Here is a 26,562-nt window from a genome sequence, read left to right on the forward strand (position 1 = left end):
GCCTGAGTTCTAGCGCGTCGGCTTGTGGCCGATCAGACGCAGCAGCTCTGCAAGCTCCGTCTCTTCAAGCTCACGCCACTTGCCGACGGGCAGTCCCCCGAGCCGCACGTTCATGATGCGCACGCGCTTTAGGCGTCGAACTTCATAGCCGAAGGCGCTGCACATGCGGCGGATCTGCCGGTTCAGTCCTTGCGTGAGGATGATGCGGAAGGTCCGCTCGTCCAGCTTAGTCAGTTTGCATGGCTTGGTCATCGTGCCCAGTATACGTACCCCACCGGCCATCCCTTGAAGAAAGACAGGCGTAATCGGGCGATCTACGGTGACGATGTATTCTTTCTCATGCTCGTTCTCCGAACGCAGCAGCTTGTTGACGATATCCCCGTCATTGGTCATCAGAATCAAGCCCTCGGAGTCTTTATCGAGCCGGCCGATCGGAAAGATACGTTCGCTATGGCCTACAAAATCGACAATGTTGCCCTGCACATGACGCTCGGTCGTGCTCGTGATGCCTACGGGCTTGTTCAGTGCAAGGTAGATAGCCTTGGTTTTCACGCTGATCGGTTTGCCGTCCACCTGAACGACATCGCCCTCGTTCACCTGACTGCCGAGCTCGGCCTTCGTTCCATTGATCGTTACCCGTCCCGCTTCGACGAGCTTGTCCACTTCCCGTCTGGAGCACAGACCGGTCTCGCTAATAAACTTATTAATTCGCATCGCCATTCTCGCTTTCCATTCGATTCCATAGTCTTTTTCGTCTTCATCACATCATGTTGCTTATCATATCATTTTTCTGGGGGATTTTCGCGTGAGCTTTCCGGCCAAAACCGTTCTTTACTTCAGCTTTTACATGTTTGCCCTCAGCTTGACGCTGCTGCTGGCTCCTGCACTGACGGCGGGATTGCTTGGCTATGAGCCGGAGAGCTATATCTGGATACGCCTGATCGGCATGTTCCTGCTGTACCTGGCCTTTGATTATTACCAGGCCGCCCGCCAAAATATGCGGAATTTCTACTATTTGACCGTGTATACGCGAGCTTCCCTTCCGTTATTCATGACGACCTTCGTCTTGCTGGACATGGTGAAGCCGATCTTCATCGCGCTTAGCATGATCGACTTCTGCGGAGCGCTGGTGACCTTCATAGCGCTGCGCCGGACGCGGCGATGAAGGCAGGCGCAGCAGCCATCCGACGCTAGTCGGAAGCTTCCGCCTCTTTCATACATTTATATCCAGTATACCCTATTTGTCTACTACACGCCTCCTAGGCTCTTATCGAGAACAGCGCCCTGCCCCGGGCATCTTACGCATTCTGAACCCCTTCTTCTTACGGAGGCACCGCCAATTTTCGAGCAAATGAGCATGTCCTGTTTCGACTCGGTGCCGATTGGTTAAGTAGAGGGTACTCGGTTAGCTCTGCCTACCTTGCCGGCGGGTTTGTGCACCGAAGTTTACCATCGAAGGAGTGTTCATGTATGACTCGTAAGAAAACGCTGCCGTCGATCGCTAAGCCATTCTCTCACGTTCACAGTACGTTAGCTGCGCTGGGTTTTACCAAATCGTCAGCCCAAACGGGTGTCGTCTACGAACTGTCGTTCCGAGATCCCTCCTCATCGAGGAAATACCCCTTTCGATTATTCGCACAAACGCAGGACAACGGGTTGACCCATATTAACCTGAACGAAGCGTCGTTTGCCGGCAAAGGCGAGGTACCTGCTGCCATCACAGGAGCGGCCCAAGAAATACTGGTCGATATCGCCGACTATCTGGATACTAGCCCTTCCCAAACCAAATTCATGCCTGTCGAAGCCGCTCTGAACGGCACGATGGCCGGCGAGGAAGCGGAAATGAACCGGCTGGGCCGATCCATGGCCAAGATACCGGCGAATACGCAGATTCGGTAAGGCGGCATGTACTCCGACCCGCTGCAGGAATAGCCGAGCGGGTCTGTCAGCTGCTTGCCTGCCGTATACATCATAGCGAAAGGGCTTCCTCCCGGTATAAGAAACCGGGACGAGGCCCTTTTTCGTTCGTCCACCATGCCAAAAAGACTTCGGCTTACGAATATTAGGGTTAGTGCGAGTACAGCATGACTAGGTTGACTACCTATGGATAGGGATACTTACAGCAAGGGGGTCTTTACACGTATGAAACCTCCCCACCATTCGGATAAACCGGCCAATTCCCGCAACTCGTCTCCTGCCCGGGCCATGCGTTCGTCCTGGGGCCATACCCCGCCGCGGACGGCCCGAGACGAGGCCGAAGAGGAGAAGGTACGGCCGTCGTCACCTGAGAAGGAACCGACTGAATCAAAGCGCATCACGACCGATCCGGTGACCGATACGCACGGAAGCGCCGATTCCTCTTCCATCCGCAAGGTCCTAGAGCCTTCGGACAAACGGGCGGATAGCAGCCCGGTACAGACCGTCCGCAAGACGACAGCTGCATCCTCCGGTCCAAGCCGCGAGGACGCAATCCCTGGAACGGCAGGCCAATCCGCCCGCGCCTCCAGAGAGGCTGGCCCACAAGTCGGAAGAGAGAAAGCTGGCTCCCCTCCCCCTGCCGCTGGGCAGCCTTCACTGCCCTCACGGCGGCCGCGGACCGTGCTCTGGGTACTGGCTTTCGGCTTTCTCCTTATAGTCCTCGGCCTGGGCCTGCTATCGGGCTGGGTCAGCGGACTGGATATCAGCAAGCTGGAGCATCCGCTTCCTGAGCCCAGCTTCGTACTGGATGCGAAGGGTCAGCCGGTCTCCCAGCTTTCGTCCTCCCGCATAGAGCCGGTACCGCTTTCCCAGATCCCTAAGTCCCTTCAGAACGCTATTGTCGCGGTGGAGGACCGTCGCTTCTACGAGCACCGGGGATATGATCTGAGGTCCATGGGGCGGGCGTTATGGCGAGACCTGCAGGCCAGATCTCTGGATGAGGGCGGCAGTACGATTACCCAGCAGCTCGCGAAGAATATGTTCCTGTCTTCCGACAAGACGTTCATGCGCAAAATCAAAGAGCTTGGCTATGCGGTTAAAATTCATGTCGCCTACAGCAAGGATGAAATTCTGGATCTGTATTTGAACAGCATTTATTTTGGCGAAGGCCGTTGGGGGGTGCAGGGGGCGGCCCAGCATTACTTTGGCAAGCCGGTCGAGAAGCTGTCGCTGCCGGAAGCCGCTTTACTGGCGGGCCTTCCCAAAGCGCCTACTCGCTTCTCGCCTCTGCGTAACCCGGAGGGGGCTTTGGAGCGCCGCAATCTGGTGCTGTCGCTGATGAAAGAGCAGGAGTTCATCACCGCCGCAGACTATGACCAGGCTGTCGCCGAGCCTCTCAAGCTGCATACCGATAACGGGGAAACCTTAAAAGGGAAATATCCGGCCTTTATCGATTTTGTCATGGATGAAGCCGAACGTAAATACGGTTTCTCCGAACAGCAGATCCTGACCATGGGTCTGCGCATTCATACCACCATGGATCTTAGGATCCAGCAGGCGGCCGACGAGGTATTCGCCCAGGACTCGCTGTTCCCTGAAAGTCCCGACAGCCAGCTTGTACAGGCAGCAGCCGTCGTGCTAGACCCGGCCGAGGGCAGCATTCGGGCGATCGTCGGCGGGCGCGGCGAGCAGACCTACCGCGGCTTCAACCGCGCCACCGAGCTGATGCGGCAGCCGGGCTCGACGTTCAAGCCTCTAGCCGTTTACGGCCCGGCGCTGGAGCGGGGTTACACGCCCAGCTCCCCGCTCTACGACGGCGAGCTGGATATTGCGGGCTACCGGCCGCGCGACTGGGACGGCCAGACACGGGGCGAAGTATCGCTGAAGGAAGCGGTTGTCCGCTCCTGGAACATTCCCGCCGTGTGGCTCCTTCACGAGATCGGCATGGATTCCGCTCTGGATTACTTGCGCCGGACAGGGATCGCGCTCTCCGAGCAGGACCGGCATCTTAGCCTGGCGCTCGGCGGCCTGAGCAAAGGCGTCTCTCCCCTGCAGATGGCCGGGGCCTACGGCGCCCTTGCCAACCAGGGCGTACGCCACGCAGCGCATGCCATTGTCCGCATTACGACCAAGGACGGCCAACTGCTCGCTCAGGCGCAGCCGCAGAAAATGACCGTGACCCAGCCTGCCCATGCCTATACGTTGACGACGCTGCTGCAGGAAGCGGTAGCTTCGGGTACCGGCAAAGCCGCCAATATTCCCGGCCGGCCCACGGCTGGCAAGACGGGGACGACTCAGCTCCCGGCTACCGAGGAGTTCGCCCAGATCGGATCGAACGGGGCCAAGGACGCCTGGTTCGTCGGTTATACGCCCGAACTGACGGCTGCGGTCTGGGTAGGATATGACCAGACGGATCGCAACCATTATTTGACCACCTCAGGCGGGTCGGTGCCGGCTGTATTGTTCCGCGAGATCATGACGCGCGGACTGCAGGGGACAGCGGTTGAGCCGTTTGCCATCCCTCCCGACGTGCTGCGCGTCCAAGAGGAAGCGCGCCGGTTGGAGCAAGAGCGGACCAAGCAGCAGAAAGAGCGGGAAGAAAAAGAGCAAAAAGAGAAAGCGAAGAAAGAAAAGGAAAAGGAAAAAGAGCAGAAAGCCAAGGAAAAGAAAGACGAGGAGAACCGGAAAGAAGAGGCCAAGCGTAATAAAGAAAAAGAGAAGGAAAACAGACGGTAAACGTTGGTACGGCCTTCACAACGCCGGCCTGCTCCGCTCGCCGCGTATACCGCCGTAAACGGAAGGGGATGCTATCGGCGGAAGGAGAAGACGCCTATGAACATCGCAACCAACCGTTACGAAATCGCTTCGCTTCCTCCCGGCCCGGAGGCGCTCCGCCTCATTCAGGAGACGGAAGCGAAGCTGGCCGCCCTGACCGGCGAGGCCATCACCTTGATCGCCTACGCTGCCGCCGACGCTTCCGACCCACCCGGTGACGAGCGAATCTGATCTGTCCTAGAACCAAGAACCGTCCGGACGTCTTCGGACGGTTCTTGGTGTATCGGCTGGCCTGCGTAGACCCATCATTCTAGCGAAACGGCGTACCTTTCAGCTGCATCCTTAGACAGAGCTGTCTTAAGCGAAAAACCGCGCCCTGCCGCACTAAACGTGTTCCCAGCGGCCGGCATGCTTGGCAAGCAACGCGGGGAGCGGCGCTTGCTCATCGCCCCCGGCGACCAATAGCCGCACCTTGGTCAGCCAGCTCTCAAAGCCCTCATAGCCAGCCAGCTTACGGGCCGTATCGTCCGTCACATACACAAAGAAAGGCGAGCTGTATTTCTCCTCGAGAAAGCGAAAGGCCGTATCGGCAGGCGTATACTTCTTGCGCTTTCCCTCGAACCGCTCAATCGTCCAATCGGTCAGCGGATCTGCTTCCTCAAGCAAGGCCTCCAGCGCCTGAACGCGGCGATAATAGGGCTCTGCTGCTTGCTTGGACATTCGGCGTAGCGTCTCCTCATGCAGCGGGTAAAAGACAAGCTTGGCGAACTGCCGCTCTTCCGCGAGCTTGAGCAGCGGCAGCAGCTCTTGCATGGAATAGCCTTCGAAGCTGTCATATACCCAGATCGTGCCGCGCTCTTTGTCGCGTTCCTTGGGCGGCTCGTAGCCAAAGGGTACTCTCAGGTTTTGTTTGGGCATGGCTTGTTCCTCCCTTGCAGCTCTTCTGTCTAGTATACCATGCCTCGCCGCGTCCATTCTTCGGGGTTCGGCACCGGAGGCATATTTGGGCTGCCGCCTGCGCATCGTAAGCAGGTGGGAGCCGCAGACGCAGACGCAGGCTCCCGCCAGGATAAGGAGGACTGACCGATGTCGGAAAATAAAAAGCACCAAGGCAACTATGAAGGCACGGCCTCGATGTCCGCCGAGAATCAGGACATGGAATTCGTCAATGATACGGTGGAGAACGTCAAAACGATTAAAAACCTGAATGGCGCCACCCAGAAGGAGAAGAAATAGCTTATTCCTCTTCCTTCGGACGCCAGCCTATCCGGCTAAACCGCTTCCCGCAACCTGAAGTCAGGTTGGCTGGGCAGCGGTTTATTCGCGCGCCCTTTCGGAGCTGCCCAGCGATTCCTCCCAGGCCTCCCGCAGCCCGCTCCAGGCCTCCAGCTTGGCCTCGAAGCTCATCGCCCTGGCCGGACTGGAGGACGGTAGCGTACGGTATGTCCGGCCATCAGGCTCGGTAAGCGTTCCGCGCACATGCTTGCGGTACAGCTCCGCGGCTGCGCTTCCGTTGAAGAATACATAGTCCAGCCGCGGATAACGCAAGTACAACTCCTCGAATGCTTGGGCCACGGGCCGGCGTATAGCCGAGTCGAGACTCCCCTGCCGCTCGCAAGACTGCAGCACGTCCCACAGGGCAACCCCCCGCGATAGAGCGAAGCGGAGCCGGGCCTCGTAGTCGGGATCCGGCTCGCCTCCTTCCAGCAAGGCGTAGAGCAGCCGCCAAAACATATTCCGCGGGTGCCCGTAATATTGGCCTGCCCGGAGGGACGCGTCTCCCGGCATGGAGCCAAGGATTAACAGTCGCGAACTGCCGTCAATCTGCGGGGCGAATCCAACTTTAGACGTACCGGGCACTTCGCCGAATTGCTGCATCTGACTACCGCTCCTTCCTTGTACGAATCTATATGCATCAGCCCGGGCCACCCTTGCCTTAGTTAACCGCCAGCTTCCGGCTCCCCTATGCCAAGAAGATCGCCCAACGCACGCTCCAGGTAAGGATCGGCTCCTATGAAATCACGGAATCGCACATACTCGGCCTCCAGCTTGTTCCGCTCGGCAGAAACAGCGGCTTTGGAGGCTTTGCCGCTGCCGCTCTTCACGGCACGGATCAACAAATTTTTGGGCGTATGCTCCAAATCGATAAACTCCATCAGCTGGGTTTTATAGCCAGCCAGCTCCAGCAGACGGGCCCGCAGCGCGTCCGTCGCCAAGGCGGAGAACCGCTCCTTCAGGATGCCGTGCTGGAGCAAGGGAGCGAGCGCGTCGCTCCGCACTTGTCGGAACAGCTCGTGCTGACAGCAGGGAACCGATAAGATAACCGAAGCATTCCACCGAACCGCTTTATCAAGCGCGGCATCCGTAGCCGTATCGCATGCGTGCAGGGTCACGACCATATCTACCCGCTCGAACTCCTCATACTGGGCGATATCGCCCACCAGGAACCGAAGCCGGTCATAGCCGAGCCGGCCGGCCAGCTCGTTGCAGAAGCGGATGACGTCCTCCTTCAGATCGAGCCCCACAATCTGCAAGTCCAGGCCGCGCATCACATGGAGATAGTGATACAGTGCGAACGTTAAGTAGGACTTGCCGCAGCCAAAGTCGACAATATGCAGCTTCCGGCCTTCCGGCAGATGCGGCAGCACATCCGCGATCATCTCAAGGAACCGGTTGATCTGACGGAACTTATCGTACTTCTTGGCCAGTACTTTCCCGTCCGCGTTCATGATGCCCAGCTCGACGAGAAAAGGTACGGGCACTCCTTCCTCCAGCTCATAATTCTTCTTGCGGTTATGGGCGAGCGGCTGCGCTGCGGCTGCCTGCTTCGTCGGCGGCTTTTGAAGAATAGCCAGCTTGCCCTTTTTGCTGAGCAATACTTGATAATCCGCTTCACTAGCCTGAAGCAGGCCTTGCCGGAACGACCCGCCCAGCCAATCGGCGAGTTTCTGCGCCGTCTCGGCCTGCTGAATATTTTCGTGCTGCACCTTGGCGCCGCTATATAGGCTGAATTGGTAGAACGGCTCGCCTTTGAGCGCCACCGGCTTCACGGTCACCTTGCTCGCTCCTCCCGGCTCGCTGCGCCTGGGCTGACTTAGAGTCGCCTGAATCAGGCTTTGTCCGCTCACGAGACGATCTAGAAGTTCATACAGTTCCTGCATCGTTTTTGCTCCATTCTTCATTCTTCATTCGGGTAGGGTAACGCTCCAAACATTAGGGGCCGGGACTGAAGAAGCCGGGACTGTCAGCTTTGCCGCCGCTGACTAAGCCGCCCGCGTCCGGACAAGCTGCGCAGCCGAACCGGATCTGAAAGCTTGTCCCCTCCGGACTCGTCTGCCACGTTATTTTGGCCTGATGACGCGCGGCGATACTGAAGCAGACCGCAAGTCCGAGGCCCGTCCCCTGCTCCTTCGTCGTAAAAAACGGCGTGCCGAGCTTGGCTACGACATCCTGGTCCATCCCATGCCCCTGGTCGGTCACATCCAGCACGACATCCCCCTCGGCGTCCCTGAAAGTTCCGATCTGCAGCCGCCCCCCCGGCTCCATCGCTTCAAGCCCGTTCAATGCCAGATTCAGGATCATCTGCCGGACTTCCTTCTCATCCAGCTCCAACTGCCCGCAATCGCTCAGTTCCAGCTGCACTTCCTTACCGGATAAGGTCGCCTCCGCTTGGATAAGCGGGTAGATGGCCTCGATGACCTCGTTCAGCCGAAGCCACCGACGGTCAGTTGTTTTGTTTTTGGCAAGGGCCAGAAATTCGCTGATGATATCGTTAGCCCGGTCGAGCTCCTGAATCATGATATCGATGACTTCTTCCGCCGGCACTTTCCGCTTCTGCCCCATCAGTTGGAGAAACCCGCGGACCGTTGTCATCGGATTGCGGACTTCATGTGCGATGCCAGCCGCCATCTCGCCGATCAAGTGAAGCCGGTCGAGCCGCCCAAGCTCCTGCTCCAGCAGGGCACGGTCGGTTATATCTATAATAACCGCAAGCAGGCACGGCCCCTCCGGCGTTTCGATCGTTTCCGTGGACAGCAATCCAGTCCGCATCTCTCCTCCCTTCGACCGGTACTGCACCTGGATATTACCCGGCCCCAGGCTCCCGCTCGGAGGGGAGGAAAGCTCGACCACAGCTCCGGCTTCCGTAGTCAGCTGCAAATCCCAAGGCTTCGCGATCATTTCCTCAAGAGCATATCCGGTATACTGCTGCCAGCTTTCATTGACATCCAGATAGGTATAGTCCCGAAGGGAAAGGATCGCCATCAAGCTTGGGCTTGCCTGAAAAATCTTATAAAACTTCTCGTGCGAGTTATGGACCTCCTGCAGCATCTCCCGCCGCTCCGTCATATCCTGCACGTAAATATTCATCGCCTGAGCGCCGGGATATACCCGTATCTCCAGCCACTTCCCGATAAAAGGCGAATAGACCTCATCCCTCATCGCTTCTCCCCGCCGTAAAGCCTCCATAATCAGCTCGTACCCGCCCGATTCCGAGATGGGAATGAACGACCATATCGAACAACCGTGCGCAAGCTCCCGGGATACGCCAACCTGCGCTTCGGCGGAGCCGTTCATGTACATAATACGGCCTTCATGGTCCAGCGTATAGAACGCATCGGTGATGCTCTCCAATATATCGTTGATCCGGTCGTAAGAGGCTTGAAGCCGCGCATTCGCTTCCTGCAGGTCCTTCGTGCGCTGATCTACAGCCAGCTCCAGCCTGGCGAAGCTCTGCTTGCGCTCCGTGCTATCCCTGACTGCGCAAACATACACGGGCCGCTCCTCGACAAAGGCAACGCCCAGCTGCAGATCGACCGGAAAGGCAAGGCCGTCCTTGCGCACGCCTACCGACTCTGCAGCCGCGGATACCTGCTGGGCAAGAAAGGGTCCGTTCATATCCGGGCCTCCTCCCAGCCCGCCGAATCCGAGCAGCAGGCGCGACACGTGCAGCCCCTTCATTTCACCCATTCCATAACCGAACATGCGGATAGCGGCCGGATTGGCAGCCAAAATAAGGCCCTCATCGCTTAAGGTGAAGATGCTGTCAATGGACGTATCGCCGATCGCCCGGGCCATAGCCTCCGCATGCATCAACCGGCGGGAGGAAGCCAGAAGACGGGCGTGGGCCGTCTCCAGCTCTGCGGTATGCCGGCTGATCAGCTCCTTCTGCCTCGCCAATTCCATCCGGTCCTTATAGATAGATACGAATTGGCCGACCTTCAGCCTCAGAACCTGCGGACAGACGGGCTTGAATATAAAGTCAATCCCCCCTGCCTCATACCCCCGCAGCATATGCTCGTGATCATGACTCAACGCCGTTACAAAAATAACGGGAATCTGTTTGGACCGTTCCCTAGCCTTCAGCAGCTTCACCGCTTCGAATCCGTTCATACCCGGCATCTGGACGTCCATCAGAATCAGAGCGTAGTCAGCCCGAAGCACTTTGCGCAAGGCTTCCTCACCGGAGCCGGCCGTATCGGTTGTATAGTGATCGTCCTGCAAAATGGAGACCATAGCCAACCGGTTCTCGGCACGGTCGTCTACAATCAAGATGTTCACTGGCGGCTGCGGCATGTTGAACTCTCCTGTTTCCTGTATTCGTTCCAGCTTTCACGTTGGGCTCAGGTCATATAGCTTCTTCTTGGTATGTTCGATGACCCTGCGGCGCTATCCTTCCCCTGCGTAAAAAAAACCGCAAAAAGCCCGCCGGCTGATGCAGGCGAGCCTTGAAACCTAACTGGAGCGGAATGCTTAACGCTACGCAGAAGGAGCGCTCTTCGTTGCATCACTCCGCGGGATCAAGCCGCCTAGACGCGCTGTCGCTTTCTCCAATACCGATATCCTCTGCGCACCGTATTCAGCAGCGGATCCGGCACCCGGAGCCGGCTTAGCCAAGGACGATAAAATCGTCGGTACGCCCGCTTGAGATCATCCCACATCAGGCAAGGCTCCTGCTTGAGAAAGTCGGACACATCCACAACCTTGCCTCTTCCGTTCTGAAGCATCACATTTTTGCCGTGTACGTCATGGGGATTCAGCCCCTTGCTACGCGCGTAGCTCAGCGCCTGATCGATGTCCAGAATGACCTGCCGGGGAATCGGAATGCCACGGCGCAGGCATTGATATAAAGTGATGCCGGTTAACCGGCGCAGCACCAAATAGCCTGCGCCGCTATGCAGGCATTCGGAATAGGCCGGGTGGCTTCCTAGCCGCCGGTATACCTCCGCTTCTTCCTCCAGCCCCGGCCTTCCCGGAGCGTAGACCTTCACGACCAGCTCCGGCTGTTCGGGATGAGCCAGCACGGCGGCATAATTACCGACTCCCACCGTTGTCCATGGAGCTGGCACCCGGTATGCCTGAATCGGCTCGTGATGGTGTATGCTCGCAATCTTCAGCTCCGGCAGCAGCTCCTCTTCGATCGCCCGGATGAATTTTTGCATGCCAGAGAGGCCGGATTCATCTCCTCCCGCAATGCCTCTCCCATTTCCCATACCTTGTTCGAATCTTCCTTCCCGGCCTAGCCCGCTCCGGCAACCCCGGACGTCACGCTGAAGCTTCTTGTTTCTGCTCTCTCTATTGTAGCATAACAAGTCCAAGGGACGCCGTTCCAAATTCGTCCGACCGTCACGGCCGACTGACGTTCGAGGGCCAGCGGCAGACAGCCATGCAGGCTTGCCTGTTCGAGGCTAACCTAGATCTTAGGTCTCGGGGAGGATCAATCCGTTAAGCTTGACATGCGCCCGGAACATGTCCAGTGAAGAGGGACGTTCCCAGGCCCGGGCTTGCTTCAGGGCGCGCGGACAATGAATAAAGCATTCCTCTACCTCGACGCCAACGGCCAGTTGAGGAGCTTTGCCGCCGGCCTGCAGGCTACCCAGCAGCTCCTCATCGCGGGTGATCCAGGCGCGTCCGTTGATCCGCATCACCTCCTCCATACCGGGGATCACAAATAGCATGCCGACATGAGGGTTATCGAGCAGGTTCAGCAGGGAATCGATTCTCCGATTGCCGGGACGCTCCGGGTACAGGAGCCGGCTGTCATCAAGCACCGTTACGAATCCCGGGGCATCCCCGCGGGGGGAGACGTCGCATTGCCCGTCTTTCCCTGAGGTAGATAAGAAAAACAGCGGAGATTTAGCGATAAAGCCCCGAATATGGCTGTCGATCTGAGCGACGCTCTTCTTGACGACAGCCTCATGGGGCTCTCCGACCAAAGTCCTGAGTTCTTCTCTGGATGAGATGGTACTCGCGAATGGTATCGCAGCTTCCATAAACGCTCACTCCCTATCGCATAGGCCGAGATTCCCTCGGCTTTGTTGCTTCCAGTGTACCTGTTTTCAGCCTGGGAGAAAAGATGCGGAGCAGCGTCTGCGAGCAGCCCTGGCATAAAATTTGGCTTCATAGGGACATTCGAACAGACGCCGGGTATCTGTACGCCATACAATAACCTAGATCAACCACCAAAGGAGAGTGAAGTACAATGCATTACTGCCATAACTGTCCGCCGCTGAGTCCGATCGTGACAGCACCCACCCAGCTGTATAATAACTTCTACTATCCGCAGGCTCAGCCTATCGTACATCCCGTCGAGGTCATCAACCAGCATCATTGCGTTCCCGTTCCACAGCATTATGTGACCTATTCAGAAAAGGATGTCACCGTCAGCAGCGTGAAGAAGCGGAAGAAAAGAAAATAGCGTCTCTGATCGGGGCATAGCCTGTGTCAGCCCTGACACGGCAGGGCTTCCTCCTTGCCTTCCGGCGCGAGGAAGCCCCCGGAATTGAAAAAACCGCGAGCGCTAGGGCCCGCGGTATGTCGTCTGGCAGTCCGATTCAGACTCGGCGCCATTGTTTCAGCTGCTTGTACGGCGTCAGGTTTACTCCTCCTTGCGCGGAGGCTGGCTGTACAATGCCGCTTCATCCTCCGCCAGAGATGCGGCCGCCAGTTGGACAGGCTGTTCGTTGTCGCTGCCTGCCGCTTGCTCCAGGGCGCGGTGCGCCTTCTCTATAGCCGTCTCCGCCTGCTCGATCATTTGCTGCGAGGGATGGGACTGAGCCTGTTTCACGGCATGATGAGCCTTCTCCACCGAGTTTTGCGCTTGCGAGATCGGATTCTGCGATTGCAGGCTGGAATCATATTCGTACTTGGTCATTTCACACATCTCCTTCTTAGTAAAGTCCATGCCGTTAATGTGAGATAAGCAAGCCTGTTTTATTCGGCGGCCTGGCTGCATCCAGCTTCTTCCAGAGGCCGGGATAGAGCCTCCCTCTCTGCTTGCTCACCGCGTGCCTGCTCCATCTGCGCCGTTACATAGAGAGCATCCCCCGCTGCGCCGCGGATTAACGCTGAAGCCCGGGAACGCATCCAAGGCAGGCCTATATAAAACAACCCCCTCACCGGACTAACCCCGCTCTGATGCAGCGGCCCGCCTTGTCCGTCTAGCGCTCCGTCCACTTGAAGCCAGCTGTAATCGGAGTGGAAGCCGGTGGCCCAGATGATATTCGGCACCTCAAGCGAGGAGCCGTCCGCGAAGCGCACGGCGCGCCCGGACGCACCCGTTGCCCGGGGCAGCCTTCCGATCGCTCCCTGCCTGATGCTCTGCGCCAATCCGCGTCCGAAGATCGGATCGGGCTGTTTGCGCAGCCATCTGCCCGGCAGGGAATGCCCCGGCACGTGAAGCAACCCCAGCCTATCCATCCAGTAAAATATGCTGCGCCCCAGCAGCCGGAGCGGCAGCACACGCATGCTCCTTTCCGATGCCGACAGCCATACCTCCCGGCCTTCTTCAGCCAATTCCAGAGCAATTTGTGCCCCCGAATTCCCCGCCCCGACGACGAGTACGGGCCCAGGCTGCAGCTGGCCAGGATACCGGTAGGCGCTGGAGTGCAGCTGAAGAACCGACTCGTCGAGTGAAGCGGACAGCTTCGGCACGGCAGGCTCCTGGAACGGACCTGTTGCCACAAGCAGCTGATCGGCGTACAGGCTCTCACCGGTTGCCAGCTGCACGCGGAAGCGCCGGCCTTGCAGCGCAACCTCCGTTACACGGGCGTCGTACCGGACCGGGATATCGAAGTGCTGCTTATACCTGTATAAATAATCGGCAATTTCGTCTTTGGTCGGAAAGCCGTCCGGATCTCCGGTTAAGGAAAGACCGGGAAGCTCGCTGCAGCGGCGAGGTGTAAAGAGAGTGAGCGAGTCGTATCGAACTCGCCAGCTCTCGCCCGCCTCGGAGGAGCTGTCCAGGCAAACAAACGATATGCCCTGCTTGCGCAGCTGATACGCGGCCGCCAGCCCGGCTTGACCCGCCCCTACAATGACGACTTGTACGGATTGTTCGGCCAATGTCCTCATCCCCCATCTTGAATGTTGCAATTACAGCTTCATACCTTCAGCTCGCCATGACCATTTCATAACATATGAGCATATATTCATATATTAAGGCGGGCTGTTCACTCTGTCAATATCCAATTATGCAGGTCAGCGTAACTCGGACTCTCAGCTTTGCATCCTGGAACCCCCGGGGCAGCCTGCCTCCGCTTCCCCAGGGGACCCGCTTAGAAGAGATCGAGCTGGCGAGGAGCCATCGGCTCGGTCGGCATGCCGAGCATCCTCATCAGCTCCAATCCGTTGGAGGCCGCATCCCCTCCGGAATTGTTGTTGAAGATCACGCAGATTTCCTTGGTTTGTTTGGCAAGAGCCGACAAGTGTTCCTTCCATTCCAGCAATTCGGCTTCCTTGTACCGGTACAAATAACGAACCTCTCTCCAATTCGGTCCGCCTCCCTGATTCCAGTTCGCCGCATCCCTTCCATGCATCCGAACGATGGTTACCTCCGGATTCGTAGGTGCGGGTACGGTCGGGATCGAGCCTTCTCCGGCTTGAGGCTCATCGCAGATGCTGTGAATCCAGCCCTCCCGGGACATGAAGGCCAGTGTCTTATCCCTCATATCAGAGGTAAACCAGCTCTGATGACGGAATTCCAGCGCTGCGGGTATATCGCCCATCAGCCGCTTGGCCTCTCGAAGCGCCTCGACATTCGCCCGATTACAGTCGAACCAGGGCGGGTATTGAAATAAGACGCACTTCAGCTTCCCGGCTTCCAGTACCGGCTGTATGGATTCGCGGAACGCCTCGAACATCGTCTCCCTGTCCGCGAAGGGGACGGGTCCCCGGGAATGGCCGGTCATGCCCTGGTAGGCCTTCACGACAAACACGAAATCCTCAGGCGTTTCCATCGTCCAACGTGTATAATTTTCCTTCGATTGCACGGCATAAAAGGAGCTGTCCACCTCGACAACACTGAAATACCGGCTATATGTCTTCAGCTTATGCTTGCCTCCCAGACCCGCGCCGTACAGATCCGTGTGATCCCCCCAGCCCGTGAGCCCGATGCGAATCATCCGCCTCACCCTTTCGTCCGGCATCTGTGCCCCTCTGCCGCGCCGCGAGAAACGCGCGCCTGCCGCTGCATCCTGATGCCTTATTTTTCGTATACGGAATAAAAGGAGCGATGCAACCTATGCCAACCGAGGACATATACCCATCTTACCCTATTCCCGAATCGCAAGAAACGCTGTATGCCCTGCTCAAGGATGTCGAAGCCTGGGAGAAAAGCCAGAAGGACCTGTGGTTTTGGGAAAAAATCGGGCGATTGCCCTTCCAGCTGCTGGACAAGCTGACCCCTCAGTCCATCCAAAAAAAATTGGGCGAGGCGATGGACGAGGTTGGCAGCTATGTGCAGACAGGCGGACAGTATCTCGTATCCGAGCAGGGCGTGCTGGCCCGCTTGCATCAGGAAGCAGCCGCCCATAGCGAACACGGCATGCCCGGCGAGCCGCTCACGCTGGAGGAAGCCCGGCGCAGCCTGCCGATCGTTGTCATGGACGAAGCGGCCCGGCAGCTGGCCCAGAGCCGTATCGCCTTCGCGACTGCGCAAGGAGCGACGACCGGCTTCGGGGGCTTGTTCACCCTGGCCATCGACATCCCGGCCATTCTCGGACTGTCGCTGAAGACAATTCAAGAAATCGCCATCACCTACGGATTTGACCCGAAGGAAAAGTCCGAGCGCGTATTTGTCATCAAATGCCTGCAGTTCGCTTCTGCGGATATCGTTGGCAAAAAAGCGGTGCTCGGGGAGCTGGCCGACTTCGGCAACGAGCAGCGTCAGCGGGAGACTTTATCCCAGCTTCAGGGCTGGCGTGAAGTGGTGGCCGCTTACCGCGATAACTTCGGCTGGAAGAAGCTGTTCCAGCTCGTGCCGATCGCGGGCATGCTGTTCGGCGCCGTGCTTAACCGCGGTACCCTCCAGGACGTCGCGGAGGCGGCCACGATGCTGTACCGCAAGCGCCGCATCCTCGAACGCTTGCAGCGGCTCCGCAGTTAAAATCACCTGATGACTTTATCTTTCTCATCTTCCTACTCCTTACCCCCTGGCGAAGACTCCGGCTCCTCGCTCACCGTGAAACGACCGATCAACCGTTCCATGCGCCCGGACATCTCCTCCAGCTTGCCGCTCAAATCAGCCAGCTGGCGCATCGCTTCCAACTGCTTGTCGGCAGCCGAGGCGATGCCTTGGCCATGCTCGGCGCTCTGACGGGATAAGCGTTCCATCTCGTCTGCGGAAGACGTGACCTGTTCCGCCCCGGCGGCGATCTCCCCGGTAGTGGAGGAGAGTCCCTGCACCTGGCTGGCCACGCGCTCCACTTCATGCAGAATACGGCCAAATGCATGCCCGGCGCTTCGGATAATACTTAGCCCCGAGTCCACCTCGCGGCTTTGCTGATGGACGCCCAGCACGACCTTACCAGTGTCTTCCACCATCGCATCGATCAGCTCGCCGATGCGCAGCGCCGATTCTTCCGATTGTACCGCCAGCTTCCGGACCTGGCCGGCTACGACATTGAAGCCCAGCCCGTGTTCCCCCGCTCTCGCCGCCTCGATGGCCGCGTTGAGCGCGAGCAGACTGGTTTGGGACGCTATGCCTCGCATCATGTCTGCGATCTGGCTAACCTCTTCCGTCCTCTGTCTCAGCCGCTCTACATCTTGCGACGTCTCCCTCGCGGAGCTCTGCACCGATGCGATCTGTTCGGCAGCCTGATGGATGTAGCCTTCTCCGATCTTCGCTGCACCGGTAGCCTGCTGGGAAGCTTCCGCTACCACGGCAAGCGAGTCGGCGATACGCAGCACGCCCTCTCCAACCTCGTTGATCGCGCGGGCCGTTTCGCCGGTATACTGCGCTTGAATGCGGGAATCCGCAGCGGAATCCGACAGATGGCCTGCAATCCGCTCGCTGGAGGCGCTTGTCGCATCCGCATTTTCGGCAAGCAGCACCGTGGCCTGGCGCATATCCTGCACGCTAATCTGAACCCCTTGGATCATATCCTTGAGCACGTGGACCAGCCGCTGGAATGTCTCGGCCAGCCGACTCACCTCATCCCGCCCCCTCACCTGCATCGTCACCGTCAAGTCGCCTGCCTGCACCCTCTCCATCTCGCGGGTCAAGCGCAGGACAGGCGCCACGATCATCCGGGAGACGGCATAGATCGCCGCGAGCGATGCCAGTAGAATGCCTCCGGCCATCAGCAGAACCTTTCGTTGATTGGCCCCGAGCAGCTCGTAGACCGACGTCGCGTCCAGATCGGCTCCGAGCACGCCGAGCAGCTCGCCCTCCGGCGTCGTGATAGGGACGTAAGCCGTAACGACGGCCCCGTAAGCTTCATCCTTCGTTAATTCCCCCACCTGGACCTGGCGCTCCCCGAACGCCTTCCGCAGCGCTTCGTCCACCTCCGGCTCCACCTTCCCAAGCGGGGAAACATCCTCTCCCTGGGCATCCAGCGGCATACCGTCCACGATGTAGACGTACTCGCTGCTTGTGCCATTCTTCCGCTCGGCCATCGTATATAAATACTTGAGATGATTGGCTTCGCGCATAGCGTTGAACGTCTGGCGAAGCTCCTTGTAGTAAGCGTTCTCGGCTTGTTCCTCCGCTAGCTTGCGGTACAGTCCCCTATCGATTTGTTTGACCGCATGATCGGCCACGCTGCGTGCCTGCTCGCCCAAGGACCGGGTGATGAGGTCGACGGAGGACGTATAGATCTGATAGCTGAGCAGCGAGCCGGCCGTCACGATAATTATCGAAAATATCAGCATAATACGGAGATGCAAACTCTTCAAAGAACGCCCGCCCCTTTTTGTGGTCTATTTTCATAATCCTTTCCGTTATTTTACCGTATTCGGTCCTTCCACACTAGATATTTATACCCAGGACCTTCCTGTGCCCTGCCCGGCTGCTGACGGATGCGCCTCATCAGGGGCATGCGGAGGACCTAGAATGCTCCCGGCCCTCGCGGGTCTTTCTTCCCCCCATATGCCATCGGCGGTCGATTTTCATAGATTCGTGCGGAAAACCATTATATTTGCACACGATATTGTGTATTATAAGGAGTAATAGATTCAGGCAGCTCTATAGAGAAAGGTTGGAACTTACGTGGAGACTACGAAACCGGCACCGGCCTCATCCGGCAATTTCATCAAGCAAATCGTCATCGACGACCTGAAGACAGGTAAAGTGAGCGAAGTCGTCACCCGGTTCCCCCCGGAACCAAACGGCTATCTGCATATCGGCCATGCCAAATCGATCTGTCTGAACTTCGAGCTGGCCGATGAATTCGGCGGACGCACGCATCTTCGCTTCGACGATACCAACCCGGTTAAAGAGGACACCGAATACGTTCAATCGATTCAGGAGGACGTGAAGTGGCTTGGCTTTGAGTGGGAGAAGCTTTTCTTCGCCTCCGACTTCTTCGAGGAGATGTACGAGCGGGCTCTCGTTCTGATTAAGAAGGGCAAGGCTTATGTGTGCGATCTGACGGCCGAGCAAATCCGCGAGACCCGCGGAACGCTGACCGCTCCCGGCGAAGACAGCCCTTACCGGAATCGCAGCGTGGAGGAGAACCTCGATCTGTTCGAGCGGATGCGCAAAGGCGAGTTCGCGAACGGCGAAAAGGTGCTTCGCGCCAAGATCGACATGGCTTCTCCGAACGTCAACCTGCGCGACCCGGTTCTGTACCGAATCGCGCATGCGACTCATCATAACACCGGCGACAAATGGTGCATCTACCCGATGTACGATTATGCCCATCCCTTAGAGGATGCGATCGAGGGCATTACCCATTCCATCTGTACCTTGGAATTCGCAGACCACCGGCCGCTGTACGATTGGGTCATCCGGGAATGCGAGATGGCCTGTGTCCCGCAGCAGTACGAGTTCGGACGCTTGAACGTGACCAATACGGTGATGAGCAAGCGCAAGCTAAAGCTGCTTGTGGATGAGCAGGTCGTGGACGGCTGGGACGACCCGCGCATGCCGACGATTTCCGGCTTGCGCCGTAAGGGCTACACGCCTGAGGCCATTCGCGAGTTCTGCCGCGAGATCGGGGTCGTGAAAAGCAATAACAGCACCGTCGACGAGAAGCTGCTGGAGCATTTTATCCGTGAAGACTTGAAGCTGAAGGCTCCGCGCACGATGGCGGTCCTGCAGCCCTTGAAGGTTGTGATCACCAACTACCCCGAAGGACAGGTCGAGCAGTTGGATGCCGAAATTAATCCGGAAAATGAAGCGATGGGCATCCGCCAAATTCCGTTCTCCCGCGAAATTTACATCGAGCAGGACGACTTTATGGAGGAGCCGGTCAAAGGCTACCACCGCCTGTACCCGGGCAACGAGGTCCGGCTGAAGCACGCTTATTTCATCAAATGCGAGGATGTCGTGAAGGATGCGGACGGCCGTGTCGTCGAGCTTCACTGCACCTACGATCCGGAGACCAAGAGCGGCAGCGGCTTTACCGGCCGGAAGGTGAAGGGGACCCTTCACTGGGTCGAAGCCTCGCAAGCAAAGCCTGCGGAGTTCCGGCTATATGAGCCGCTCATTCTCGACGAATCGGCTGGGGAGAGCGACGATTTTCTCAGCAATCTCAATCCGAACTCGCTGCAGACGCTGCAGGGCTTTGTCGAAGAGAATATGAACGGCGCCGAGGCGCAGGATAAATTCCAATTTTTCCGTCATGGGTACTTTAACGTCGATTCGAAGCACTCCGGCGCGGAGAAGCTTGTATTCAACCGTATCGTCTCGCTCAAAAGCTCATTCGATCCGAAAAAATAACCTAAGGCAGGCCCCTTCCGATTGGAGAGGGCCTGCTGTTTCGTTTCGTTGAAGGGAACGAAAGGTGAAATTACCTGGATCGCCTCAGTCGGCGTACGACACTGACTATGGCGAGTATGAGAGTCACGGCCCAGGTGAACATCAGGGAAAGCCCCAGTCCGATGTTGGCATCGGGATAATTATGACGGTAATCGTCATACGCGACATAGGCTAACGGAGCTGCGAGAATAAGGAACAACAGGAACATGCCCGCCGCACGCTTGCCCCGTCGGTTCGGGAGCGTTCTCCATATTTCAAAGTGGGCGGCAGCCAGCGCCAGCAGCGTAATCACGACTTTGGTCATCCTAGGTACACCTCCTTGTATTCATACAATACCCATTAGCAGGCTGGCGCAATCTTTTCCTGCACGCCCTATGGGCCAGAATGATGAGCTAGGCCCCGACGCTCCAGGTCCCCTGCTCGAAGGGGCTGAACGGGACAAGGAGGCTCCTAGCGAGAGAGGAACAAAAAAACGGCGGTCCCCCTGCCGAAGGCTGGAGGGAAACCGCCGTTCAACGCTGTCGGCCCGCAGGTCGAGCCGGACATCCGACACCTTTAATCGTTGCCGTACAGCGTATATTTTATATACTATACCGGAAGTCAGGGTTAATCCCTTTTCTCGATGCGATTGATGACCAGCGCTGAATTTTGCTCAGACATAAAATCGTGAAAGTTCTCCTCGGTTTCAAACACATAGGTATCTTCTTCTGTGACAACTGTGTATAACGCTTCCTCGTTCATCGTTGTCTACCTCCTTTTGATAATCCGTGCGACATCATCAGGCGAAGAATAGAGAGCTATTCCCAATATTACCATAATATTCAGACGACTGCAAACGCTTTATATTAGGTGTTTAAATGACTATTTGTTATAATATCGGGGGATTTACCCAACTTTTCTTGAGGAAAGGACATGAAGCGCATGTTTATACACAGTATCGCTGCGTTTGAAGAGGAATTCAAGCTGGAGAGCGCCTCCACGCTAAAGGTTTTCCGGGCCCTTACCGATGCTTCTCTCGCGCAGGAGGTCGCACCCGGATACCGGACGCTTGGCGAGCTCGCCTGGCATATCGTGACCACTTACCGTGAAATGCTATCGCGTATCGGCCTTCATTTCGAGGCATCGGACGAGCATACGCCTCAACCGACCACCGCGCAAGGGCTGGTTCAGGGATATGAGCAAGCGGCCCAAGCTGCTGCCGAAGCCATACGCACCCAGTGGACGGACGCCTCGCTGGTCGAAACGTCCGACTTGTATGGCGAGCCTTGGCCCAATGGCCTGACGCTGCACATCTTGATTAATCACGAGGTGCACCACCGTGCCCAGATGACCATTCTCATGCGCCAAGCCGGCCTGACCGTCCCCGGTGTATATGGTCCGTCCAAGGAAGAATGGGGCCCGGCGGGGGAATAAAGCGAGGCACCTCCATTAGCATGTGACCATAGACGTCAAAAAGCCCTCGACTAGACTAAACCAGTTGAGGACTTTTTGTTAGTTGTGACCCGGGGCCAGGGTAGTACTCTTTGGGTAGGCTCCAGTCTTGATTCGGAAACCAAGCTCCCTGTACCCGCTATCATCCCGGCTCCCGCGCATCAGTCTCTTTCCTCCAAATAGCGGGCTTCCGCTATCCGGCGGATCACCTGGTTGCGCTGCGCGAGCAGCCGCTTCATATACCTCTCCAGGAATAGCGCGTCGACCAGACGTCCGAGTCCCCCAAGAGGCGACGTATAGTCAAAAGTGTCGGTCACCAGCGTACCGGAGCCTGACACTTCGAACTTGTGTTCATGGTAAAAGCGCCGGAAGGCTCCGCTGACCATCTCATCGACGAAACGGTACGGCCGCTCCATCTCCGTGATCCGGGCGGTTAGCCTCTGCCGGATACCGAAGTGAACCGCTTCCCAGGTTACCGTCTCGCCGCATTCGATCAGCCCGCTTTTCCTTCCGCCTACTGCCCGCTCCCCGGTCTGTGCCATCGAGTCCATATGCACATCGATACTGCGCGACAGGTCAAAGCAGAGCTCGGGAGGCGCTTCGATATACAGCTGCTGTCTAATAACAGGCATAGCGAGTCCGCTCCCCTGATTTATTTCATATATTTGGCTTCCACCTTCTTGCCTAGCAGCCACATCAGGCCGAAGGCCGACAGGATGAACACTATCTTCCACGGGTGCCGCAAAAGCCCGGCCAGATCGCTGCCTGCCAGGGATACGAGGAAGACCATCACTCCTTTGCCCAGCGCCGTTGCGAGGAAGAAGGTATGGAAGGGCATACGGGACAACGCGGATACCAGCGTGACGACGGCCGAGGGGGTAAACGGGAAGCAGGCCAGCAGAAACACCGATGTGAAGCCATGCTTCTCAAGCCAATGAATCAGCCTGCCGGTCCGGGGCAGCTTCCTCTCCAGAAGGCCGCGCAGTCTCCCGCCAAAGAATCGTACGATGGCAAAGACGCAGCTCGCGCCGCTCACAACGCCAATCCAGGACAGCAGCGCTCCCTCGAACAGCCCGTAGGCATTCACGTTGGCTATCAGAATCGCAACCAGGGGCAGCATCGGCACGAAGGCCTCCACGAACGTAGCCAGCATGCCGGGAAGCGGCCCAAGCGCCTCGTACTGCTTCAGCCAGCCGTTTATATCTTCCCAGGTTAGTGCGGCTATTGCCTTCCTCCACTCCATACGCTTGACCTCAACCACCTTCGGCTTGTACTCCCTTCATCATACGCCTAACAGGGGGCCAAAATCAAAGCATACCCCGGCACTCACCGCTTCCGCTCCCCCGCCGTCAGCTCCAGCCGATAGCCGAGGCCGCGGATGGTGCGGATGCGGAAGCCATAGGCGTCTTCGCCGAACCGTTCGCGCAAGCGGTTGATATGAACGTCGATCGTCCGTTCATTGCCCTCATAGTCGAAGCCCCAGATGCTCTCGATCAGCTCATCGCGCGAATGCGTCCGGCCCGGGTAACCGGCCAGCTTGAACAGCAGCTCGAACTCCTTCAGCGGAAGGATGAACTCCGTGTCGCCGGCATGCACCTCATAGGTCTTCCGGTTCAACGTCAGCTTGCCTGCCTGAACCGTCTGGGAAGACGCAATCCGGTAGCGCTTGAGCAGCGCCTTGACGCGGGCGACCAGCTCCACAGGCTCGAAGGGCTTCACCAGATAGTCATCCGCGCCGAGCTCGAAGCCCTTCACCTTCTGCGACGTCTCTCCCTTGGCGGTAAGCATCAGGATCGGAAGATCCTCGCGCTCCCGCAGCTCGCGGCAGAGCTGCCAGCCGTCCATATGCGGCATCATGATGTCCAGAATGACCAAATCCACCTTCACCTTGTCGAGTAAGGCCAGCGCTGTTTTCCCGTCCTGCGCCTCCAGCACATCATATCCTTCGCCCCGCATGAAAAACGCGACCAGCTCGCGGATATTGGAATCATCGTCTACGACCAGCACCTTGGTCATCTGCTCTCCGCCTCCTAAGCTACTATCCCCTCTTGTTCTGCGGCAGGCTCACCTTGAACGTCGTACCTTCCCCCGGCAAGCTGTGTACCGTAATATCGCCCCCATGGAGCTCGACGATTTTTCGGACAATGGACAGCCCGAGGCCGCTGCCCCCCGCCGACCGCTGCCGGGAAGCATCGCTTTTGTAAAACCGCTCGAAGATATGCGGCACATGCTCAGCCTCAATGCCGATCCCCGAGTCCTCAAACGTAATCTCTACCCGGTCTTCGCTGCCAGCCGCCGCGATGCGGATCGTTCCGCCTTCCGGCGTGAACTTGACGCTGTTATGCAGCAGATTGGTCCATACCTGGCTCATCAGCTCCTCATCGGCATATACCCCAAGCTCCGGCATATCGAGCTCCAGCTCCAGCTCCTTGGCCGACCATTGCGGCTCGCCCGCCAGCACGACATCCCTCAGCTGCCTGTCCAGCCGATAGCCGCGCGGCGCGAACGGCTGATGCTCCGATTCGAGCGTCGTCAGCTTGAGCAGGCTGTCGCTAAGCTTGGAGAGCCGCCTGCTCTCCTGTTCAATGATGCGCAGATAATGATCGTGCTCTTCCTTGCCGAGCCCTTCCTTCTGCAAGGCGCGGGCAAATCCGCTGATCGAGGTCAGCGGAGACTGGAGCTCGTGTGAGACGTTGGAGATGAACTCCTGCCGCAGCCGTTCCATCTGCCCAAGCTCTTCCGCCATATGATAGATTCCATCTACGATCCCGCCATAGTCACCCGCTCTCTTGCGGTTGATATCCAGCCGGATGTTGAAATCGCCCCTGGCCATCTGACGCATAGCGCCGATCAGCGCGTTCAGGATCTTTCGCTCCCGGAAGTAAAAGAAGGACCCGGCCGAGGCGGCCAGCGCCATCATACCAACAAAGCTGACAAACGTATTGGCCAGCTCAAGCGGAAGCCCTTGAAGCTCAAGGCCTAACAGACGCAGGCCCGGAGCTGTCACATAGGAGGCCGCCATATAGGAAAGCAGAATCAGTACGATCAGGACCAGAACCGACATGATGCCCTGTACCCACTGCAGCCAACGCTTCGGTGCCGTCCCCTCCGGCTTCCTTCCCTTTCTTCCGATCCTTCCGTTCCTTCCCCTGCTCCGCCCACTATGTCCTGCTTTCTCTCTATCCTGGCTGCGATCCGATCTCGCTCTCACCGCTCTCCCCTCCGCTTTGGTCTCTCTAGTCTCCGATCCAGCTGGCTCTGGCTCCGGCATCCCGGGCTGTCGCGTTGTCAACCCAACAATCGCACGGACATGACCGTCTTAGTGCGGCTGCTCCTGAAACCGCAGCTGTCTGGAGGCAAACTCGCGGTACAGGGCATGCTTCTCAAACAGCTCGTCGTGGGTGCCGATCCCCGTCACCTGACCCTTCTCGACGAATATGATCTGATCCGCATCGATAACGGTGGACAGACGGTGAGCGATCACGAGCGTCGTCCGCCCCTGCATCAGGTTCTGCAGCGCTTGCTGAACGACGATCTCGGACTTGCTGTCGAGACTTGAGGTCGCTTCGTCGAGCATCAGCATCTGCGGATCGCGCAGCAGCGCACGGGCGATAGCGATCCGCTGCCGCTGGCCGCCGGACAGCTTGACGCCCCGCTCGCCCACCTCGGTCTCATAGCCTCCGGGCAGCTCCATAATAAACTCATCCGCATACGCCATGCGGGCCGCCCGGTCCAGCTCGCCCACTGTCACCTCGCGGTCCAGACCATAGCACATATTCTCCCGGATCGTCCCCGACACGAGCGGGCTTTCCTGCGAGACATAGCCGATGAGGCTGCGCCAGGAGTGCAAGGAATACTCCTCTATCGGTATGCCGCCGAGCGTGATCGCGCCGCCGGTCGGGCGATAGTAGCGCTCCAGCAGCGAGAATAGCGTCGTTTTGCCGCTGCCGCTTGGTCCGACGATAGCCGTCACCTTCCCCGGCTGCACAGTGAAAGAGACATCCTGCAGCACTTGTTCCCCCGAGCGGTAGGCGAAAGAAACGCGATCCAGCACGATCGGCTCGTCCGCGGCTTCCAGCAAGCGTCCTTCCAGCGGCTCCTCCTCCTCGTCCAGCATCTCGATGATTCGCTCGGTAGCCCCCTTGGCCTTCTGAAATTGCGTGAAGAATTGGGTAATCTGCGTGACCGGAAGGACGATCTGGAACAGATACAGCAGAAAGGCGACCAGCGCGCCGGCCGTCAGCGCTCCCGAGGAAACCCTCAAGCCTCCGTAGCCGATAATGACGACAAACATCAGCATCATCACAAAAGACATCACAGGCGCGACCCAGGCCTGAATCACACCTTCCCGAATCCCGTATCCAAGCAGCTTCAGAATACCGCTCCTGCCATTATCGTATTCTCGGCTTTCCGCATTGGACGACTTCACCAGACGGATCTCGGACAGCACCCGGTTAAGCACGGAGGTAAATTCAGCCGTCTCGGCCTGCAGTCCCTTCGAGATCGTATACATCCGCTGCCCCAGCGGTACCAGCACGGCGGCCGCCAGGGGAATCGCGATCAGCATCAGCAGCGTCATCTGCCAGTCCAGCACGAACAGCATGATCAGCGCCCCGATAATCGAGATCAATCCGGTAAAGAAGCTGGCCGTATGCTCGGTAATCAGCCCCTTCAATATCCCCGTATCATTGGTCATCCGGCTGATCGTATCTCCCGTCTCATGTTCATCGTAATACGAGACAGGGAGCCGCAGCAATTTCTTCCACAGCCGGTTACGCAAATTCGAGACGACCTGCTGGCCGATCCGGCTGAGCAGGTACATCGAGAAGCCGGAGGCCGCCGCCTGCATAAGGAACGCGGCGGCAATCAACACGATCTGCCACGCCGATAAGTTCGAGATCGAGAAGTTATCGACGATACTCTTCGTCAGCAGCGGAATGACAAGTCCGGACAGCGTCGTGATCAGATTCAGCGAAAGTGCGACGGCAAGCTGGCCCTTCGGCGGTTTGGTATCCATGATCAGCCGGACAAGCTTGCGCCAATCGGCAATTGGAGCAGCATGCTGTTCCATCTTATAAGCCTCCTTAAACATCGTTTCCTGCAGCTTACCTTAGCATTGTTAACTAAATATAAACGAAAGCCGATTCCGGCCTTTTCCCTGTTTGCTCCAGGCGGCCTGTCCGAGCTGCAGCACGGCGCCCGGCCTTTCGTTTGCGTTGGCCCTTCGAATACCGCATACT

27 protein-coding genes are annotated in these 26,562 nt (G+C 57.8%); 9 read left to right on the forward strand and 18 right to left on the reverse strand.

Going from position 1 to position 26,562, the window contains the following annotated elements; genetic code table 11:
• Nucleotides 1–9: 9 nt before the first annotated feature.
• Nucleotides 10–714 carry a 23S rRNA pseudouridine(2604) synthase RluF gene (rluF, locus tag GSF01_RS05125; protein ID WP_159881951.1) on the reverse strand — a complete coding sequence of 235 codons (705 nt, stop codon included), beginning with the start codon at nucleotides 712–714 and terminating at the stop codon, nucleotides 10–12.
• A gap of 91 nt (nucleotides 715–805) precedes the next feature.
• Between rluF and GSF01_RS05130 the strand changes: the two genes are divergently transcribed.
• From GSF01_RS05130 to GSF01_RS29255, 4 genes are all read left to right on the forward strand, one after another.
• Nucleotides 806–1,165, forward strand: coding sequence for a hypothetical protein (locus GSF01_RS05130; RefSeq protein ID WP_159881952.1), 360 nt, complete (start codon nucleotides 806–808; stop codon nucleotides 1,163–1,165).
• A 305-nt stretch (nucleotides 1,166–1,470) separates the two neighbouring features.
• Nucleotides 1,471–1,899, forward strand: coding sequence for a hypothetical protein (locus GSF01_RS05135; protein ID WP_159881953.1), 429 nt, complete (start codon nucleotides 1,471–1,473; stop codon nucleotides 1,897–1,899).
• Between the two features lie 243 nt (nucleotides 1,900–2,142).
• Entirely contained in the window at nucleotides 2,143–4,653 is a 2,511-nt protein-coding gene (locus GSF01_RS05140) for a transglycosylase domain-containing protein (RefSeq protein WP_235941293.1), read from the forward strand.
• A gap of 96 nt (nucleotides 4,654–4,749) precedes the next feature.
• Complete coding sequence (locus GSF01_RS29255) at nucleotides 4,750–4,923, forward strand: hypothetical protein (protein WP_201305320.1); 174 nt, start codon at nucleotides 4,750–4,752, stop codon at nucleotides 4,921–4,923.
• Between the two features lie 153 nt (nucleotides 4,924–5,076).
• On the opposite strand, the gene GSF01_RS05145 is transcribed toward GSF01_RS29255, so the two are convergent.
• The gene (locus GSF01_RS05145; protein WP_159881955.1) at nucleotides 5,077–5,610 is read right to left on the reverse strand and encodes a hypothetical protein; all 534 of its coding nucleotides are present in this window, start codon (nucleotides 5,608–5,610) and stop codon (nucleotides 5,077–5,079) included.
• A 168-nt stretch (nucleotides 5,611–5,778) separates the two neighbouring features.
• Between GSF01_RS05145 and GSF01_RS29260 the strand changes: the two genes are divergently transcribed.
• Nucleotides 5,779–5,928, forward strand: a complete 150-nt coding sequence (locus GSF01_RS29260; protein WP_201305321.1) for a hypothetical protein — start codon at nucleotides 5,779–5,781, stop codon at nucleotides 5,926–5,928.
• 81 nt (nucleotides 5,929–6,009) lie between these two features.
• On the opposite strand, the gene GSF01_RS05150 is transcribed toward GSF01_RS29260, so the two are convergent.
• From GSF01_RS05150 to GSF01_RS05170, 5 genes are all read right to left on the reverse strand, one after another.
• Nucleotides 6,010–6,570, reverse strand: coding sequence for a DNA-deoxyinosine glycosylase (locus GSF01_RS05150; RefSeq protein WP_159881956.1), 561 nt, complete (start codon nucleotides 6,568–6,570; stop codon nucleotides 6,010–6,012).
• A 62-nt stretch (nucleotides 6,571–6,632) separates the two neighbouring features.
• Entirely contained in the window at nucleotides 6,633–7,853 is a 1,221-nt protein-coding gene (locus GSF01_RS05155) for a class I SAM-dependent methyltransferase (RefSeq protein ID WP_159881957.1), read from the reverse strand.
• A gap of 52 nt (nucleotides 7,854–7,905) precedes the next feature.
• The gene (locus GSF01_RS05160) at nucleotides 7,906–10,266 is read right to left on the reverse strand and encodes a PAS domain S-box protein (protein WP_159881958.1); all 2,361 of its coding nucleotides are present in this window, start codon (nucleotides 10,264–10,266) and stop codon (nucleotides 7,906–7,908) included.
• Nucleotides 10,267–10,499: 233 nt separating this feature from the next.
• On the reverse strand, nucleotides 10,500–11,183 hold the full coding sequence (locus GSF01_RS05165) for a serine/threonine protein kinase (protein WP_407945741.1): 684 nt from the start codon (nucleotides 11,181–11,183) through the stop codon (nucleotides 10,500–10,502).
• Between the two features lie 207 nt (nucleotides 11,184–11,390).
• Nucleotides 11,391–11,963: an MSMEG_1061 family FMN-dependent PPOX-type flavoprotein gene (locus tag GSF01_RS05170; protein ID WP_159881959.1), complete on the reverse strand. Its 573-nt coding sequence runs from the start codon at nucleotides 11,961–11,963 to the stop codon at nucleotides 11,391–11,393.
• Between the two features lie 209 nt (nucleotides 11,964–12,172).
• On the opposite strand from GSF01_RS05170, the gene GSF01_RS05175 reads away from it, so the two are divergent.
• Nucleotides 12,173–12,388 (forward strand): hypothetical protein, encoded by a 216-nt coding sequence (locus tag GSF01_RS05175; protein WP_159881960.1) that lies wholly within the window; start codon nucleotides 12,173–12,175, stop codon nucleotides 12,386–12,388.
• 180 nt (nucleotides 12,389–12,568) lie between these two features.
• Here GSF01_RS05175 and GSF01_RS05180 read toward each other — a convergent pair whose 3' ends face one another.
• The 3 genes from GSF01_RS05180 to GSF01_RS05190 all read right to left on the reverse strand — a co-directional run bounded on the left by GSF01_RS05180 (nucleotide 12,569) and on the right by GSF01_RS05190 (nucleotide 15,092).
• Nucleotides 12,569–12,844: a hypothetical protein gene (locus GSF01_RS05180; RefSeq protein ID WP_159881961.1), complete on the reverse strand. Its 276-nt coding sequence runs from the start codon at nucleotides 12,842–12,844 to the stop codon at nucleotides 12,569–12,571.
• A 59-nt stretch (nucleotides 12,845–12,903) separates the two neighbouring features.
• Nucleotides 12,904–14,034, reverse strand: a complete 1,131-nt coding sequence (locus GSF01_RS05185; RefSeq protein ID WP_235941294.1) for a flavin-containing monooxygenase — start codon at nucleotides 14,032–14,034, stop codon at nucleotides 12,904–12,906.
• Between the two features lie 212 nt (nucleotides 14,035–14,246).
• Nucleotides 14,247–15,092, reverse strand: coding sequence for a DUF72 domain-containing protein (locus GSF01_RS05190; RefSeq protein WP_159882064.1), 846 nt, complete (start codon nucleotides 15,090–15,092; stop codon nucleotides 14,247–14,249).
• 119 nt (nucleotides 15,093–15,211) lie between these two features.
• Between GSF01_RS05190 and GSF01_RS05195 the strand changes: the two genes are divergently transcribed.
• A complete protein-coding gene (locus GSF01_RS05195) occupies nucleotides 15,212–16,075 on the forward strand; it encodes an EcsC family protein (RefSeq protein WP_159881963.1) in 864 nt (287 codons plus the stop codon).
• A gap of 32 nt (nucleotides 16,076–16,107) precedes the next feature.
• Here the strand turns inward: GSF01_RS05195 and GSF01_RS05200 are convergent, their stop codons facing one another.
• Nucleotides 16,108–17,865 carry a methyl-accepting chemotaxis protein gene (locus GSF01_RS05200; protein ID WP_159881964.1) on the reverse strand — a complete coding sequence of 586 codons (1,758 nt, stop codon included), beginning with the start codon at nucleotides 17,863–17,865 and terminating at the stop codon, nucleotides 16,108–16,110.
• 313 nt (nucleotides 17,866–18,178) lie between these two features.
• Between GSF01_RS05200 and GSF01_RS05205 the strand changes: the two genes are divergently transcribed.
• A complete protein-coding gene (locus GSF01_RS05205) occupies nucleotides 18,179–19,852 on the forward strand; it encodes a glutamine--tRNA ligase/YqeY domain fusion protein (RefSeq protein ID WP_159881965.1) in 1,674 nt (557 codons plus the stop codon).
• Between the two features lie 70 nt (nucleotides 19,853–19,922).
• Here GSF01_RS05205 and GSF01_RS05210 read toward each other — a convergent pair whose 3' ends face one another.
• Both GSF01_RS05210 and GSF01_RS30030 read right to left on the reverse strand, forming a co-directional pair.
• On the reverse strand, nucleotides 19,923–20,195 hold the full coding sequence (locus GSF01_RS05210) for a hypothetical protein (protein ID WP_159881966.1): 273 nt from the start codon (nucleotides 20,193–20,195) through the stop codon (nucleotides 19,923–19,925).
• A gap of 302 nt (nucleotides 20,196–20,497) precedes the next feature.
• On the reverse strand, nucleotides 20,498–20,632 hold the full coding sequence (locus tag GSF01_RS30030) for a hypothetical protein (RefSeq protein ID WP_268893691.1): 135 nt from the start codon (nucleotides 20,630–20,632) through the stop codon (nucleotides 20,498–20,500).
• Between the two features lie 180 nt (nucleotides 20,633–20,812).
• Here GSF01_RS30030 and GSF01_RS05215 point away from each other — a divergent pair, with 180 nt between their 5' ends.
• The gene (locus GSF01_RS05215) at nucleotides 20,813–21,304 is read left to right on the forward strand and encodes a DinB family protein (RefSeq protein ID WP_159882065.1); all 492 of its coding nucleotides are present in this window, start codon (nucleotides 20,813–20,815) and stop codon (nucleotides 21,302–21,304) included.
• A gap of 179 nt (nucleotides 21,305–21,483) precedes the next feature.
• On the opposite strand, the gene GSF01_RS05220 is transcribed toward GSF01_RS05215, so the two are convergent.
• The 5 genes from GSF01_RS05220 to GSF01_RS05240 form a co-directional block, all read right to left on the reverse strand.
• Nucleotides 21,484–21,954 carry an SRPBCC family protein gene (locus GSF01_RS05220; protein ID WP_159881967.1) on the reverse strand — a complete coding sequence of 157 codons (471 nt, stop codon included), beginning with the start codon at nucleotides 21,952–21,954 and terminating at the stop codon, nucleotides 21,484–21,486.
• Between the two features lie 20 nt (nucleotides 21,955–21,974).
• Nucleotides 21,975–22,583: a TVP38/TMEM64 family protein gene (locus GSF01_RS05225; protein WP_235941295.1), complete on the reverse strand. Its 609-nt coding sequence runs from the start codon at nucleotides 22,581–22,583 to the stop codon at nucleotides 21,975–21,977.
• A gap of 65 nt (nucleotides 22,584–22,648) precedes the next feature.
• Nucleotides 22,649–23,338, reverse strand: coding sequence for a response regulator transcription factor (locus GSF01_RS05230; protein WP_159881968.1), 690 nt, complete (start codon nucleotides 23,336–23,338; stop codon nucleotides 22,649–22,651).
• A 22-nt stretch (nucleotides 23,339–23,360) separates the two neighbouring features.
• Nucleotides 23,361–24,533, reverse strand: a complete 1,173-nt coding sequence (locus GSF01_RS05235) for a sensor histidine kinase (RefSeq protein WP_235941296.1) — start codon at nucleotides 24,531–24,533, stop codon at nucleotides 23,361–23,363.
• A gap of 108 nt (nucleotides 24,534–24,641) precedes the next feature.
• A complete protein-coding gene (locus tag GSF01_RS05240; RefSeq protein WP_159881969.1) occupies nucleotides 24,642–26,393 on the reverse strand; it encodes an ABC transporter ATP-binding protein in 1,752 nt (583 codons plus the stop codon).
• Between the last annotated feature and the right edge of the window lie 169 nt (nucleotides 26,394–26,562).

This window comes from Paenibacillus puerhi (assembly GCF_009846885.1).
Classification (GTDB): domain Bacteria; phylum Bacillota; class Bacilli; order Paenibacillales; family NBRC-103111; genus Paenibacillus_G; species Paenibacillus_G puerhi.